12 protein-coding genes and 4 tRNA genes are annotated in these 14,396 nt (G+C 66.2%); 1 reads left to right on the top strand and 15 read right to left on the bottom strand.

Annotated features, from left to right (window positions below; all coding sequences use genetic code 11):
• Positions 1–57: 57 nt before the first annotated feature.
• The 9 genes from lon to cysS form a co-directional block, all read right to left on the bottom strand.
• On the bottom strand, positions 58–2,454 hold the full coding sequence (gene lon, locus RM532_RS09205; protein WP_311653002.1) for an endopeptidase La: 2,397 nt from the start codon (positions 2,452–2,454) through the stop codon (positions 58–60).
• 93 nt (positions 2,455–2,547) lie between these two features.
• Positions 2,548–3,834, bottom strand: a complete 1,287-nt coding sequence (gene clpX, locus RM532_RS09200; protein WP_311653000.1) for an ATP-dependent Clp protease ATP-binding subunit ClpX — start codon at positions 3,832–3,834, stop codon at positions 2,548–2,550.
• Positions 3,835–3,932: 98 nt separating this feature from the next.
• On the bottom strand, positions 3,933–4,577 hold the full coding sequence (gene clpP / locus RM532_RS09195) for an ATP-dependent Clp endopeptidase proteolytic subunit ClpP (protein WP_311652998.1): 645 nt from the start codon (positions 4,575–4,577) through the stop codon (positions 3,933–3,935).
• A gap of 20 nt (positions 4,578–4,597) precedes the next feature.
• Positions 4,598–5,923, bottom strand: a complete 1,326-nt coding sequence (gene tig / locus RM532_RS09190) for a trigger factor (protein ID WP_311652997.1) — start codon at positions 5,921–5,923, stop codon at positions 4,598–4,600.
• 156 nt (positions 5,924–6,079) lie between these two features.
• Positions 6,080–6,155 (bottom strand) — tRNA-Lys (locus RM532_RS09185).
• Positions 6,156–6,383: 228 nt separating this feature from the next.
• Positions 6,384–6,459, bottom strand: a tRNA-His gene (locus RM532_RS09180).
• 23 nt (positions 6,460–6,482) lie between these two features.
• Positions 6,483–6,558, bottom strand: a tRNA-Arg gene (locus RM532_RS09175).
• Positions 6,559–6,645: 87 nt separating this feature from the next.
• Positions 6,646–6,722, bottom strand: a tRNA-Pro gene (locus tag RM532_RS09170).
• 138 nt (positions 6,723–6,860) lie between these two features.
• The gene (gene cysS / locus RM532_RS09165; protein ID WP_311652995.1) at positions 6,861–8,243 is read right to left on the bottom strand and encodes a cysteine--tRNA ligase; all 1,383 of its coding nucleotides are present in this window, start codon (positions 8,241–8,243) and stop codon (positions 6,861–6,863) included.
• Positions 8,244–8,350: 107 nt separating this feature from the next.
• On the opposite strand from cysS, the gene RM532_RS09160 reads away from it, so the two are divergent.
• Complete coding sequence (locus RM532_RS09160; RefSeq protein WP_311652993.1) at positions 8,351–9,622, top strand: ankyrin repeat domain-containing protein; 1,272 nt, start codon at positions 8,351–8,353, stop codon at positions 9,620–9,622.
• Here RM532_RS09160 and RM532_RS09155 read toward each other — a convergent pair.
• Genes RM532_RS09155 through ribBA form a run of 6 tightly spaced genes read right to left on the bottom strand, consistent with a single transcriptional unit; the run spans position 9,598 to position 14,386 of the window.
• Complete coding sequence (locus RM532_RS09155; protein ID WP_311652991.1) at positions 9,598–10,485, bottom strand: hypothetical protein; 888 nt, start codon at positions 10,483–10,485, stop codon at positions 9,598–9,600. The two genes, RM532_RS09160 and RM532_RS09155, sit on opposite strands and share 25 nt — an antisense overlap.
• A gap of 43 nt (positions 10,486–10,528) precedes the next feature.
• Positions 10,529–11,278: a sulfite exporter TauE/SafE family protein gene (locus RM532_RS09150; RefSeq protein ID WP_311652989.1), complete on the bottom strand. Its 750-nt coding sequence runs from the start codon at positions 11,276–11,278 to the stop codon at positions 10,529–10,531.
• Between the two features lie 9 nt (positions 11,279–11,287).
• The gene (thiL, locus tag RM532_RS09145) at positions 11,288–12,250 is read right to left on the bottom strand and encodes a thiamine-phosphate kinase (RefSeq protein ID WP_311652988.1); all 963 of its coding nucleotides are present in this window, start codon (positions 12,248–12,250) and stop codon (positions 11,288–11,290) included.
• A gap of 25 nt (positions 12,251–12,275) precedes the next feature.
• A complete protein-coding gene (gene nusB, locus RM532_RS09140; protein WP_311652986.1) occupies positions 12,276–12,749 on the bottom strand; it encodes a transcription antitermination factor NusB in 474 nt (157 codons plus the stop codon).
• Positions 12,742–13,212 (bottom strand): 6,7-dimethyl-8-ribityllumazine synthase, encoded by a 471-nt coding sequence (ribH, locus tag RM532_RS09135; RefSeq protein WP_311652985.1) that lies wholly within the window; start codon positions 13,210–13,212, stop codon positions 12,742–12,744. The genes nusB and ribH overlap by 8 nt, the downstream gene beginning before the upstream one ends.
• A gap of 52 nt (positions 13,213–13,264) precedes the next feature.
• Positions 13,265–14,386 (bottom strand): bifunctional 3,4-dihydroxy-2-butanone-4-phosphate synthase/GTP cyclohydrolase II, encoded by a 1,122-nt coding sequence (ribBA, locus tag RM532_RS09130; RefSeq protein WP_311652984.1) that lies wholly within the window; start codon positions 14,384–14,386, stop codon positions 13,265–13,267.
• Positions 14,387–14,396 lie beyond the last annotated feature (10 nt).

The raw sequence follows: 14,396 nt of genomic DNA, 5'->3' as shown, positions 1-14,396 counted from the left end.
CCCGTCTGGTGGGCATTTTCGGCGGATGGTCCCGCTTGACAAGCCGGTCACGAAGCTCTAGTGCGCGCGGATCCCCCCGGCCTCGCCCGCAGACTTGCCATCTGCGGCCAAATCCGGTTCCGGCAGGGACTCGGGCATGCGGGTGAGCGCGATCTCCAGCACTTCGTCGATCCGGCGCACCGCACGAATATCCAGCTTGTTCTTGATATTCGCCGGTATCTCCGCGAGATCCTTGACGTTTTCCTCCGGGATCACGACCACCTGAATGCCGCCACGGTGGGCCGCCAGCAGCTTTTCCTTGAGGCCACCGATCGGCAACACGTCGCCACGCAGGGTGATTTCGCCGGTCATGGCGACTTCGGCACGGACCGGAATATCGGTCAGCGCGGACACCAGTGAGGTGCACATTCCGACGCCAGCAGAGGGCCCGTCCTTGGGCGTTGCGCCTTCGGGGACGTGCACATGCAGGTCCGACTTGGTCATGAAATCCTGCTCGATACCGAGCCTTGCCGCGCGGCGGCGCACAACGGTGAGGGCAGCCTGGATGGATTCCTGCATCACGTCGCCCAGGCTTCCGGTCAGCAGGGGCTTGCCCTTGCCGGGCACCACCGCCGCCTCGATAGTCAACAGTTCGCCGCCGACCTCGGTCCAGGCCAGGCCGGTGACCTGGCCCACCCGGTCGGTTTCCTCGGCCCGCCCGTAGCGGTACTTGGGCACGCCCAGATAGCGATCCAGATTGCGCTGGGTGACGCGTACCTGCGCACGCTTGGGCTCGCTGATCAGTTCCTTGACCACCTTGCGGCAGATCTTGGCGATGTCGCGTTCGAGATTGCGCACGCCAGCCTCGCGCGTGTAGCGCCGGACGATTTCCCGCAGCGCGTTGTCGGAGACGCGCAGTTCTCCGTCCCTGAGACCGGATTCCTCGATCTTCTTGGGCACCAGATACTTGGTGGCGATGTTGACCTTCTCGTCCTCGGTGTAACCCGACAGACGGATGACCTCCATCCGGTCGAGCAGGGCCGGCGGAATATTGAGGGTGTTCGCGGTGCAGATGAACATTACCTCGGACAGGTCATACTCGACCTCAAGGTAATGGTCGTTGAAGGTATTGTTCTGTTCCGGGTCCAGCACCTCGAGCAGCGCGGAGGCCGGATCACCGCGGAAATCCATCGCCATCTTGTCGATCTCGTCGAGCAGGAACAGCGGGTTCTTGACCCCCACCTTGGCCATGTTCTGCACGATCTTGCCCGGCAGCGAGCCAATGTAGGTACGCCGGTGACCGCGGATTTCGGCCTCGTCCCGGACCCCGCCCAGGCTCATACGCACGAACTTGCGATTGACCGCGCGGGCAATCGACCGGCCCAGCGAGGTCTTGCCCACGCCCGGGGGGCCCACGAAACAGAGAATCGGACCCTTGATCTTGCGCACCCGGCTTTGCACCGCCAGGTTCTCGACGATGCGTTCCTTGACGCGCTCCAGCCCGTAGTGATCCTCGTCAAGGATGTCCTGGGCATCGTCCAGTTTGATCTGGGTCTTGGTGCGCTTCTTCCAGGGTACGTCGACGATCCAGTCCAGGTAGTTGCGCACCACCGTGGCCTCGGCCGACATGGGCGACATGCTCTTGAGCTTGTTGAACTCGGTGGTCGCCTTCTTCTTGACCTCCTTGGGCATGCCCGCCTTCTCGATCTTCTCCTCGAGTTCGTCGAGATCATTGGGGGCATCGTCCAGGTCACCCAGTTCCTTCTGGATGGCCTTCATCTGTTCGTTGAGGTAGTACTCGCGCTGGCTCTTCTCCATCTGCTGCTTGACGCGGCCGCGTATGCGCTTTTCGATTTGCAGCACCTCGATCTCGGCCTCGACCTTGGCCAGCACGTGCTCGAGGCGTGCACCGGCGTCGTCGATTTCCAGCACGTCCTGCTTTTCGTCCAGCTTCAGATTGAGATGCGCGGCAATGGTGTCGGCCAGACGCCCGGCCGAGTCCATGCTCGACAGCGACGGCAGCAGTTCGGCCGGCACCTTCTTGTTGAGTTTGACGTAGCCCTCGAAGGTGGAGAGCGTCGAACGCATCAGCGCGTCGAGCTGGGCATCGTCCTCACGGTCGTCGGCGTCGCTCATGGCTGCGAAGTCGGCCACCATGTAGCCGTCCTCTTCGCCCAGATCCTCGACGCGGGCGCGTTCGCCGCCCTCGACCAGCACCTTGACGGTGCCGTCCGGCAGCTTCAGCAGCTGCAGGATGCTGGCCAGCGTGCCCACCCGGTAGATGTCGTCCGCGCCCGGGTCGTCCACGTCCGCGGCCTTCTGGGCCACCAGCAGGATGCGCTTGTCATCGGCCATCGCCGCTTCCAGCGCGCTGATGGACTTTTCGCGCCCCACGAACAAAGGAATCGCCATGTGGGGGAAAACCACCACATCGCGCAGGGGCAGAACCGGGGTGCGGGAAGAAGAATCGGCCATGATGCAGCCTCGAGAACGGGGGCGACTACCGACTGGTATCGGCAGCCGCCGTCAAAAACCTTGCCTTGAAGCTGCGGCCGGGCGGCCGCCTTTTCAAGCGCTCGGGCGGGTCGTATCGGCTGCGGCGCGGGCGGGGGCGGCGTTCTCGTAGACGATGTAGGGCTGAGCATCGCCCTTCACCACGGCCTCGTCCACCACGATCTTGGCCACGTTCTCCATCGAGGGCAGGTCGTACATGACATCCAGGAGAATGCCCTCCAGGATCGTGCGCAGACCGCGTGCGCCGGTCTTGCGTTCCATCGCCTTGGTGGCGATCGCCCGCAGCGCATCCTCGCGAATTTCCAGCTCGCAGTCCTCCATGTCGAACAGCTTGCCGTACTGCTTGACCAGGGCATTCTTGGGATCGCGCAGGATCGATACCAACGCCGCCTCGTCGAGCTCGTCGAGCGTGGCCACCACCGGCAGACGGCCGACGAATTCCGGGATCAGGCCGTACTTCACCAGATCCTCGGGTTCGACTCCGCGCAGCACCTTGCCAATCTCCTCGACCTGATCAACGCTCTTGACCGCCGCGGAGAACCCGATGCCGGAGCGACCGGCGCGGTTGGCGATCACCTTCTCCAGGCCGGCGAACGCACCGCCACAGATGAACAGCATGCCGCCGGTGTCCACCTGCAGGAACTCCTGCTGTGGATGCTTGCGCCCGCCCTGGGGCGGCACCGACGCGGTGGTGCCCTCGATCAGCTTGAGCAGTGCCTGCTGCACGCCCTCGCCCGACACGTCGCGGGTGATGGAGGGGTTTTCCGACTTGCGCGAGATCTTGTCGATCTCGTCGATGTAGACGATGCCGCGCTGCGCCTTGTCGACATCGTAGTCACACTTCTGCAGCAACTTCTGGATGATGTTTTCCACATCCTCGCCGACGTAGCCCGCTTCGGTGAGCGTGGTGGCATCGGCAATGGTGAACGGCACATCCAGCAGCCGGGCAAGGGTTTCGGCCAACAGGGTCTTGCCGCAGCCGGTGGGCCCGATCAGCAGAATATTGGATTTCTGCAGCTCGACGCCATCCTCGGCGGCGGCCGCATTGAGACGCTTGTAGTGATTGTAGACCGCCACCGCCAGCACCTTCTTGGCCGGCTCCTGGCCGATCACGTACTCGTCGAGAACGGCGTTGATTTCCTGCGGGGTGGGAAGGCCCTTGCGCGCCGGCTTGGCGGCGAGCTCCTCGCGCATGATGTCGTTGCAGAGCTCGACGCACTCATCACAGATGAATACCGAGGGACCGGCGATGAGCTTGCGGACTTCGTGCTCGCTCTTGCCACAGAACGAGCAGTAGAGGGTGCGCCCCTGGTTGTCATTGCCGCGTGCGTCGTCAGTCATGATGCGCCTCTCGAAAACGTTACCCCGATACTACAACACAGATACGGCCGTTAGTGGTCCGCCCGATGCCGGTCAGGCGTAACGGCGTGGATCGGGAGTCATTTATCGTCTCCGCCGGCCATCGCGGCACGCGAGGACATCACCCGGTCGACCAGCCCGTATTCGCGGGATTCCTCCCCGCTCATGAATCGGTCCCGCTCGGTGTCACTGGCGATCTTGTCCATCGGCTGGCCGGTGTGGTGTGCCAGGATCCGATTGAGCGACTCGCGGGCCCTCAGGATTTCCTTGGCGTGAATCTCGATATCCGTTGCCTGGCCCTGGAAACCACCCAGCGGCTGGTGGATCATCACTCGCGAATGCGGCAGGCAGTAGCGCTTACCTTCGGCCCCGGCAGCCAGCAGCACCGCGCCCATGCTGGCGGCCTGCCCCAGGCACATGGTGGACACATCCGGCTGGATGAACTGCATGGTGTCGTAGATCGACATCCCGGCGGTGACAACGCCGCCCGGCGAGTTGATGTAGAGCTGGATGTCCTTGTCCGGGTTGTCCGATTCCAGGAACAGTAGCTGCGCCACGATCAGGTTGGCCATGTGGTCGTCGATGCCGCCGACCACGAACACCACCCGCTCCTTGAGCAGGCGCGAGTAGATGTCGAAGGCACGTTCGCCGCGGGCGGTCTGTTCGACCACCATCGGCACCAGGCCGATGTCGCGGGTGCGCATATCGTCGCCGTCGTGACTCATGCATTAACTCCAGCGTTGCGTTAGGCGCCGGCGCCGCCGGCGCTTTCGGGGTTCATCAGCGCATCGAGGCTGCTCGCCTCCTCGGAGACCGTGGCCTGCCGGATCAGGTCGTCAACCACCTGCTCCTCCATGACCATGGCCTGAATACCCTGCATCATCTGCGGCTGCGAACGATAGTACTGCTTGACCTGCTCGGCTTCACCGTACTGCGCCGCAATCTCCTCGAGCTTGGCGTCGACCCGTTCGTTGTCGAGCTCGAGTTCCTTGGCCTTAATCACTTCCGCCAGCAGCAGCCCCAGGGACACCCGGCGCTTGGCGTCATCGCGCAGCATGTCGTCCGGAATCAGTTCCCGCAACTGCTCCGGATTCTCCTGCATCTGCGGCGGCATCCGGGAGACCGCCTCCTGACGCATCCGTTCCATTTCCTCGCCCACCATCGAGGCCGGCACCTCGATCGGATTGGCCTCGAGCAGACTGTTCATGACCTGGGTCTTGACACTCTTGGTGATCGCATCATCGGCCTGCTGGCGCAGCGACTCGCGCACCTTCTCGCGCAGGGCCGCTTCGCCGCCCTCCTCGATCCCCAGCTTGGCCAGGAACTCGTGATCCAGTTCGGGCCGGCGCGGTTCGGTGACCTGTTTGAGTTCCACCGAGAACTCGGCGGTCTTGCCGGCCAGGTCCTCGGCGCCGTAATCCTCCGGGAAGCTGACCGGCACCTCGAATTTCTCGCCGGCCTTGCGTCCCACCAGGGCCCGCTCCAGATCCGGCAGGAAGCGGCCTTCGCCGAGCGTGACCTCGATGTCCTCACCGGAACCGCCCTCGAAGGTCTCGCCATCGATGCGGCCCACGTAATCCACGGTCACCTGATCTCCGTCCAGGGACTCTCGTTCGACCGGCTCGAAGGTCTTGTGCTGGTCGCGTACCTGCTCGATGGTCTTGTCGATGTCGGCGTCGGTCACCTCCACGGTCGGACGCTTGACCGACAGCGTATCCAGCCCTTTGAGCTCGATCTCCGGATAGACGTCGAATTCGGCGGTGAAGACCAGACCCTCGGTCTGATCGCCCAGTTCCACCCGCGGCTGGCCGGCCGGCTTGAGGTCGACCTGGGCCAGCGCCTCCGGATAGGCTGACTGGATGATCTCGCTGGTCACCTCTTGGCGGGCGCTTTCGCCGTAGCGCTGATGGAGTACTTTGAGCGGGATCTTGCCCGGGCGGAATCCCGGCACCTTGGCGTGCTGTCCCACGCGCCGGACCTTCTCGTCCACCGCCTGCTCGACCCGATCCGAGGGAATCTGCACCCGGATGCGACGCTGCAATCCCTCGGCACTCTCAACACTGACTTCCATGAATGACCTCGTTGCGCTTGAACCCTGCCGAATTCGTCACCGAACCCGTCTGCCGCGGGCCACGGCCGCGCGAGCCGCACGGCCGAAGCGTGACAAAAATGGCTTTCCGGAATGCCCCAGCCGGGGCGGCCGACCGACGCGGGCGGGGACGTAAAATGGTGGGCCGTGAAGGACTCGAACCTTCAACCAATAGATTAAGAGTCTACTGCTCTACCAATTGAGCTAACGGCCCGGCTGTTTTTCAGCGCGGTATTGTATCTCGACCGGCGCCGGGAAGCACGTCCGTGCTTGCTTGGACCAGTTCTGCCGCATTCCTGTCGGCTGGGAGTGGCTTCAGCAGCGCCACCGGCCAGCCTGCCTCCCGTAGCGGATTGCCCGCCATGCAGATTCCCCCTCTCGGTCTCTCCCGGTGGGAGAGAAGCAAGGGGAACGGGCCGCTGCGGCAGCCCATGCTTTGATATGGGGTGGACGATGGGACTCGAACCCACGACGACCGGAATCACAATCCGGGGCTCTACCAACTGAGCTACGCCCACCATTGACTACACGCTTCCCTCGATGGCGCCCCGGGAGGGAATCGAACCCCCGACCCAGAGCTTAGAAGGCTCTTGCTCTATCCACTGAGCTACCGGGGCCTGAAGCCGAACCCGTGCCGGGAACACCGCCAAACACCGCGCCATCACGCACCCGGGTGGCCTGGAACCGTAACCGGCTCGATCCGATGGTCGGGGTAACAGGATTCGAACCTGTGACCTTCTGCTCCCAAAGCAGACGCGCTACCAGGCTGCGCTATACCCCGGACGCCGGGCATACTCTAAACCGGCCTATCAGCTTTCCTCCACAACCCGGCTTCTGGTCGACCGCCTTGCGGCCGCGAATCATAATCCCGCGGCCGGAGGCGGTCAATTTCGGCGCAACGCGTCAAGACGGAAACCCATCAGCCGGTCCGCCGCCAGGTCGTGCCTTGCGGACCATCTTCCAGCGTCACCCCCGCCGCCGCAAGCTCGTCCCGGATACGATCCGCCTCGGCGAAATCACGCTGCTCACGCGCTTCGCGCCGACGGGCGATGGCCTGCTCGATGTCCTCGGCATCGGGCCCGTCGGCCGCATCCTGCTGGAAGAATGCGGCGGAATCGGTCTGCAACAACCCGAGCGTGTCGCCCAGCTGCACCATCAGGGCAGCCAGAGACGCCGCCTGCCCGGCCTCGACGTCACGCAATCGATTGATCTCGCGGGCCAGATCGAAGAGCACCGCGATGGCGCCCGGGGTGTTGAAATCATCGGCCATGGCCGCGTGGAAGCGCGTCTCGAACTCGGTATCGGTGGCCGGTGTCGCTGGTGCATGACCGCGCAATGCCTGGTACAGGCGGGACAGGGCGGATGCCGCCGCGTCGAGCTGCGGCCCCGAGTAGGCCAGCGGGCTGCGATAGTGGCTGTTGAGGATGAAATAGCGCACCGTTTCCGCACGATGCACGGCCAGCACATCGCGAATGGTCAGGAAGTTGCCCAGCGACTTGGCCATCTTCTCGTCGTCGATGGTGACGAACCCGTTGTGCATCCAGTAGCGCACGAAGGGATGCCCGGTGGCCGCCTCACTCTGCGCGATTTCGTTCTCGTGATGCGGGAATTTCAGATCCATGCCGCCACCGTGGATATCAAAGGTGTCACCCAGGCAGTGAGTGGACATCGCCGAACACTCGATGTGCCAGCCGGGGCGGCCGCGGCCCCAGGGGGAGTCCCAGGCAGGTTCGCCCGGCTTGGCCGCTTTCCAGAGCACGAAATCCAGCGGATCATCCTTGGCCTCGTCCACCGCCACCCGTTCCCCGGCGCGCAGATCCGCCAGCCGTTTGCCCGACAATCGGCCGTAGGCCTCGAACCGGCTGACGTCGAAATACACGTCGCCATTGTCCGGCGCATAGCCGTAACCACCGGCCACCAGTCGCTCGATCATCGCGATGATCTCGCCGATATGGGCCGTTGCACGGGGTTCGGCATCGGGCGGGGCCAGCCCCAGTGCCTCGGTGTCCTCATGCATGGCTGTCGTATAGGTCCGGGCGATGCTGTCGGGATCGGTGCCGGTTTCGGCGGCCCGCTTGATGATCTTGTCATCGATATCGGTGACGTTTCGCACCATCGTCACCCGCCATCCCGTGGCGCGCAGATAGCGGGCCACCATGTCGAACACCACCATTGCCCGGGCATGCCCGAGGTGGCAGAAGTCGTAGACCGTCATGCCGCAGACGTACATGCGGACGTGACCTAGCTCCAGCGTTTCCAGCGGTTCCTTGCGGCCACTCAGGCTGTTGTGAATTCGCATCATCGTGCGCGGCTTCGGCAGGTTCGAGGGCGCGTAGTGTATACGCCCGCCCCGGTCCGGCTCATCCGTGGCTGGGGCCCGGCCTGTTTATGCCGATATAATGGCCAGTCATGGCAAAGCGACGATCACACCGCCGACCGCTGTTCCTGCTGATCTGCCTGGTGATCAGCGGCCTCAGCGCGCTGGCAGCCGCGCCGCGGGTGGATACCCTCTGCCTGCTGCAGCAGGGTCTGCACGCCGGCGATCCGGCTTTCAAGGGGTGGAGCTGCCTGCATCACGCCGCCGCCCGCGGGGCTACCGACGTGATCGACGAGATGCTGGCGTATGGCAGCGATATCGATGAGCGCACCGCCCAGGGCCTGACGCCTCTGGCGCTGGCGGCCCGGCAGGGCCAAATCGAGGCCGTGGAACGGCTGATTACGCACGATGCGGCGCTGGATTCAACCGACCGTGTCCGTGGTTTCACCCCGCTGCACGAGGCCGCCGAACACCAGCACGCGGCCGTGTTGCGGCGACTGCTGCAGGCAGGCGCCGATCCCGATACCCGGAATCAGTGGCAGCAGACGCCGCTGTGGCAGGCCGCCTGGCAGAACTGGCACGACAACACCCAGATTGCCCGGTTGCTGGTGGCGTTCGGCGCCGACATTGATCTGCCCGACGACAAGGGCCACACCCCCCTGCACATGGCCGCGCGCAGCGGTCATACGCCGCTGGTGGCCTACCTGCTGGAACAGGGCGCGGCGGTCGACTATCAAAGCGACCGCGGGCGCACACCCCTGTATCAGGCGGTGGTCGGCAATGCCCGCCCTGCCGCGCGGCTGTTGCTGCAGCACGGGGCCGACCCGGACGTGAGCATCGAGGGCTGGACACCGCTGCGGCTGGCCCTGCATGAACAGCGCTATCGGCTGGCCGACATCCTGGTCCAAGGCGGTGCCACCGGCTACGAACGCTACGCGGCGGCGGCCCGCATCGAACAGGGCCGGCAACTACTGGAGCAGACCCGCTTCGAGCAGGCCATCGTGGCATTCGACAAGGCCATCGCCATGGCGCCCGACCAGTCCGAGGGCTACTACGGCCGCGGCGTGGCCCTGGCCCGCAGCGGCCGCATGCAGGAGGCCGCTGACGAACTCCAGCGATCCCTGGGCATCAACCCGGATCACCCGGGCGCGCTGGAATGGCTGGGCGTCGCCCGGGCGGACCAGGGCGAACACGAACAGGCAATTACCCCGCTGCAGGCCCTCACACGCGCCCGGCCGGACTACGGCCGAGGGTGGCACCTGCTGGGCCGCAGCCTCGCTGCCCTGGGCGAAGCCGAACGGGCCGGTACGGCCGAAGCCACCGCCTGCCGGCTAGGCTATCAGCCGGCCTGTGACAACGGATAATCCCCGCGTTCGGTGACCAGCACCCACTGGGCCAAGTGCAACAGCACCAGGCGCAGTTGCCGGCTCTGTTCCCCAGTATCAAGCCCGTGGGCAATGTTCGCCCGCCGCAGCAGGTTGCGGGCCGCCTGCAGGCTGTCGCTCACGCCAACCCCGGGCAACAGCACCGCGCGCCGGCACAGGCGCGACCATTTCGCCTGCGTCCGGCCGTCCCGACCCATCATCAACCAGCGGCGGTCGAACCCGCGATACATGCCGGCATAACGGGCCAGACTATCCGCTGCGGTCCGGATTTCGAGCCCGGCGGCCGGCGCCGTGGCCCGTTCCACCCGGTGGCAGCCGAATTCGCGTACCAGCAACCGCCAGGCAAGCGACCGATGCAGGGGTTCCAGGGCTGCCCGCACCGTCGCGGGGGCGAGCCGGACACCCTCGGAGGCCAGCGCAAAGCGCGCGGCCAGGCGATCGTAGAACGGATTCGGCGCGCCATCCGGCCCGCCGGCGAAATAGACCTCGATTGCCGGGCCGTTGCGCGCGAGGATACGGGGGTCGATACCCGCCAGCTCCGGGGCGTCGGGCAACACCCGCGGGCTGGGCATGCCCGCCTGCAGCCAGGCGGCTACCCGCCCGCCGAACCAGCGCCGGGCGTGCATCAGGCGGCGGGCGTAGGCGGCCCGATGGGCGGGGTTGTGGCGTGTCTGCAGCCAGTCCAGATCGGCCAGCGCCGCCATCACGGCAGCGGTATCGAAGCTGGGGCAGGCGGTCACATGATGCCCGGAAGCGGGCCCCACCACGACGAAACCACCCAGCCGCGCCGGGCATGGCCGGCCGGTCTTCTCGGTCGCGTGTTCCCGTCCGGTGTGGCGCATCGCGAACCTCTCGCTGCCCAACCTGCGTTACCAACCCCGTCAGCTAGAAGACTAGCAGGCTCACGCCTACCGCGATGGTCACGACCTCGTACGCTCGCTTGACCAGCCGGTTGCCGCGGTCGATCGCCAGATGCGCACCGAGATACCCACCCAGCAGACTGCCGGCCAGCAACGCGGGCAGCCAGTGCCACTGCACTTCGGTCATCCAGCCCAGCGCCAGAGCCCCTACCGCGTTCCAGAACAGCCCGACCATCACCAGCGTGTAGGCAACCGCCCGTTGGTAATCGAAGCCGAACCAGCGCACCAGCAGCAGCGTCACGAACAGCCCGGTGCCCGAAGCCAGTCCGCCGTTGACCACCCCGATCAGGAACAGGCCGAGTCCGCCGACCAGCATGCCGGCCCGACCACGGTGCCGAGGCTGGAATTGCTGACCGAGGCCCGGCGAAATCAGCGAGTAGAAACCCAGCCCCAGCGTCAGCAGGCCCAGACCGATCTCGCCCGCCCGCTGGGGCATGACCACCGCCAGCCGCGAGCCCAGGAGCACCCCGGGTACCCCGAAGACCAGCATGAAGGCGGCAAAGCCCAGAGTCAGCCGGTTGTCCCGCCCGTGACGCAGCGTGGCGCCCAGCCCGAGGGCCACCGAGGCAATCTTGTGGGTAGCCAGCGCTACCGGAAACGGCAGGCCGAGGAAGATCAGCGCCGGAAACTGGATCAGGCCGGCCCCGCCCCCGGCCAGCGCCGAAAAGGTGTTGGCCAGCAGCGCAATGGCAAACAGCGCCAGCTGAAACAGCATGGCACGGCCTCAGCCGCCGGTCGGGAAATGGTCGTAGCCCGCGCCCTGCCAGGTGATGGCCGCGCCGTCCGACCCGACCAGGCGTAGGCCGGGTTCGGCCTCGACGCGGCCGATCAGCGCAAGCCCGTCCGGGCAGTCTGCCACCGCCGCGTTGGCAATGGCCTCCGGCAGGCACACGCAGAGTTCGTAATCGTCGCCGCCGCCCAGCTGAGCCGGCTCGCGGTCGGCGCCAGCCAGCCGATGGCGCAGGGCCGCGGATGCCGGCAGGGCCGCCGGATCGATCCACCCGCCCACGCCGCTGGCGCTAAGCAGGTGCGTGAGATCGGCCGCGAGCCCGTCGGACACATCCACGGCCGCGCTGGCGCGATCGCGCAGCCATCGGCCCGCTGCCAGCCGGGGTGCGGGCCGGGTCAGCCGTTCCCGCACATACCGGTCGTGTTCATCAACCGGAATACGAGCAGCCAGCCAGTCGGCCAGCCCCAGGGCAGCATCACCCGGGGTGCCGGTCACCGCGATCCGGTCGCCGGGCCGGGCGCCGTCACGGCGGAGGGCACGCCCGGCCGGCACCAGCCCGGCCGCCTGAATGCTGACGGTCAGCGGACCGCGGGTCAGATCCCCGCCCACCAGCGCCGCACCGCTGGCCTCGAGCAGCGGCGCGAAACCCGCCATGAAGCCGGTCAGCCAGTCCGGATCACGATCCGGCAGCACCAGGGCGACGGTGATCCAGGCCGGTTCGGCTCCCATCGCGGCCAGGTCACTCAGGTTGACGGCCAGTGACTTCCAGCCGATGTCGGCCGGCGGGGTATCAGCGGGAAAATGCCGGCCGCTGACCAGGGCATCGGTGGTCAGCACCAACTCATGACCGGGCGGCACCCGCATAACCGCTGCGTCGTCACCGGGACCAATCACGACATCATCGCGCCGGGTTCTGGCGCCCGCGGTCAGGCGCCGGATCAGGTCGAATTCGCTCATGCGGGTGCCGACCGCGCGGTGTGCTTCAACCGCGGGCGGCGGCCTCCGCCGGACGCAGCTCGCGCGCGCAGCGGTCCAGCACGCCGTTGACGTACCGGTGACCCGCCTCGGCCCCGAACTGCTTGGCCAGCTCCAGTGCTTCGTTGATCACCACGCGGTAGGGCACTTCCAGCCGCTGGCGCAGTTCGAACACGGCCAGCAGCAGCAGGCTGCGCTCGACCGGATCGAGATGCTCGGGCTGACGGTCAAGATAAGGCGCGATCAGCGCTTCAAGACCGTCCGGATCGGCCATGACGCCACTTACCAGTGTCCGGAAGTAGTCGCCGTCGGCGCCCTTGAGATGCCCCGCAGACTGGAATTGCCGGAACAGGTCACCACTGTCGGTGGGGACGACCAGCCACTGGTAGACCGCCTGCAGCGCCGCGCGGCGGGCCACGCGCCGGCTGCCGCGACGCGGTGCCGCCGGTTCGTCGGACGTGGCCGGCGCGGAATCACTCATCGATCTGGCGCAGGATACCGACCATTTCGACCGCGGCGCTGGCGGCCTCGATACCCTTGTTGTTGTCCTCGCCCGGTCGTGAACGTTCCTCGGCCTGCTCCATGGTATCCGCCGTGATCACGCCGAAGGTTACCGGGATGCTGTTTTCCACCGCCACCGCCGCCAGGCCTCGGGCGCATTCCCCGGCGACGAAATCGAAATGCGGGGTTTCACCACGGATGACCGCACCCAGCGCAATGACGGCGTCGTAATCACCGGAATCCGCCAGCCGGTCGCAGACCAGCGGGAGTTCGAAGGCACCGGGCACGCGGACCAGCGTGATGTCGGCGTCATCGACGCCGGCATCGCGCAGCACTTCGAGCGCACCTTCCACCAGCAGATCCACGATGGCGTCGTTCCAGCGGGTGGCCACGACGGCAAAGCGTGCGCCGCTGGCATCGAATTCAGCGTCGATGGTTTGCATGACTGTGTCCGGACGGATAGGTGACAGGCGCGATTATGTCACGCCGCGATGGTCAATCGTGGACGTACTCCACGACCTCCAGCCCGAAGCCGGAAATCGCATGCATGCGCATGGGCGCCGACAGCACCCGCATCCGCCGCACCCCGAGATCGGTGAGAATCTGCGCGCCGATACCGTAGGTGCGCAGCACCCGGCTGTCCTCGCCGTCACCGTTATCCAGGCTGTCGTCGATCTGTTCGGTCTGCCCCTCGAGCACGCGGATGCGCGAGATCAGTTCACGCGGCGTCTCGGGCTTGCGCAGCACCACTACCACGCCGCTGCCGGCGTCGGCGATCCGCGCCAGCGCATCGCGCAGCGGCCAGCCGAACTCGGGATGACGAACGCCCAGGACATCGGCCAGCGTGTTGCGCACATGCACCCGCACCAGCGTGGGCGCGTCCGGGTCGATATCCCCCTTGACCAGCGCCAGGTGCACAACCTTGTCGACTTCGTCCTCGTAGGAGAACAGCCGGAAGGGGCCGAACTCGGTATCGACCTCGGTTTCGGTAACGCGGGCCACGGTGCGCTCGTTGGCGATGCGGTAGCGGATCAGGTCGGCGATGGTGCCCAGCTTGATGTCGTGGGTGGCCGCGAACTGCTCGAGGTCCGGCAGGCGCGCCATGCTGCCGTCCTCGTTGAGGATTTCCACGATCACCGACGCCGGTTCCATGCCCGCCAGACGCGCCAGGTCACAACCCGCCTCGGTGTGGCCGGCCCGCGCGAGCACGCCGCCCGGCTGGGCCATCAGCGGGAAGATATGGCCCGGCTGCACCAGGTCGGCCGGCCGCGCATCGGCCTTGACCGCGGCGCGCACGGTCTGCGCCCGGTCGTGGGCGGAAATGCCGGTGGTTACGCCCTCGGTGGCTTCGATGGACAGCGTGAAGTTGGTGCGCCCGGGTTCGTCCCCGGTCGCCACCATCAGCGGCAGATTGAGCTGCTGGCAGCGCTGGCGGGTGAGCGTCAGGCAGATCAGCCCGCGTCCGTAGCGAGCCATGAAGTTGATGTCCTCGGGGCGCACGCATTCGGCGGCCAGAATCAGGTCCCCTTCGTTCTCACGATCCTCGTCGTCGAGCAGGATGACCATGCGGCCGGCCTGCATGTCCTTGATGATGTCTTCGATCGGCGAAAGCGCCATGTGCGGTCTC

The sequence above is a fragment of the Spectribacter hydrogenoxidans genome, assembly GCF_031846275.1.
Taxonomy (GTDB): domain Bacteria; phylum Pseudomonadota; class Gammaproteobacteria; order Nevskiales; family Salinisphaeraceae; genus Spectribacter; species Spectribacter hydrogenoxidans.
This window is presented reverse-complemented; position numbering and strand designations above follow the sequence as displayed.

Excerpts from the sequence above, each read along its gene's own strand:
- RM532_RS09150 (WP_311652989.1), bottom strand. The coding sequence starts at position 11,278 with ATGCTGTTTCAGCTGGCGCTGTTTGCCATTGCGCTGCTGGCCAACACC.
- cysS (WP_311652995.1), bottom strand. The coding sequence starts at position 8,243 with ATGATGCGAATTCACAACAGCCTGAGTGGCCGCAAGGAACCGCTGGAA.
- nusB (WP_311652986.1), bottom strand. The coding sequence starts at position 12,749 with ATGAGTGATTCCGCGCCGGCCACGTCCGACGAACCGGCGGCACCGCGT.
- ribBA (WP_311652984.1), bottom strand. The coding sequence starts at position 14,386 with ATGGCGCTTTCGCCGATCGAAGACATCATCAAGGACATGCAGGCCGGC.
- lon (WP_311653002.1), bottom strand. The coding sequence starts at position 2,454 with ATGGCCGATTCTTCTTCCCGCACCCCGGTTCTGCCCCTGCGCGATGTG.
- clpP (WP_311652998.1), bottom strand. The coding sequence starts at position 4,577 with ATGAGTCACGACGGCGACGATATGCGCACCCGCGACATCGGCCTGGTG.
- ribH (WP_311652985.1), bottom strand. The coding sequence starts at position 13,212 with ATGCAAACCATCGACGCTGAATTCGATGCCAGCGGCGCACGCTTTGCC.
- thiL (WP_311652988.1), bottom strand. The coding sequence starts at position 12,250 with ATGAGCGAATTCGACCTGATCCGGCGCCTGACCGCGGGCGCCAGAACC.
- RM532_RS09155 (WP_311652991.1), bottom strand. The coding sequence starts at position 10,485 with ATGCGCCACACCGGACGGGAACACGCGACCGAGAAGACCGGCCGGCCA.
- tig (WP_311652997.1), bottom strand. The coding sequence starts at position 5,923 with ATGGAAGTCAGTGTTGAGAGTGCCGAGGGATTGCAGCGTCGCATCCGG.
- clpX (WP_311653000.1), bottom strand. The coding sequence starts at position 3,834 with ATGACTGACGACGCACGCGGCAATGACAACCAGGGGCGCACCCTCTAC.
- RM532_RS09160 (WP_311652993.1), top strand. The coding sequence starts at position 8,351 with ATGGCAAAGCGACGATCACACCGCCGACCGCTGTTCCTGCTGATCTGC.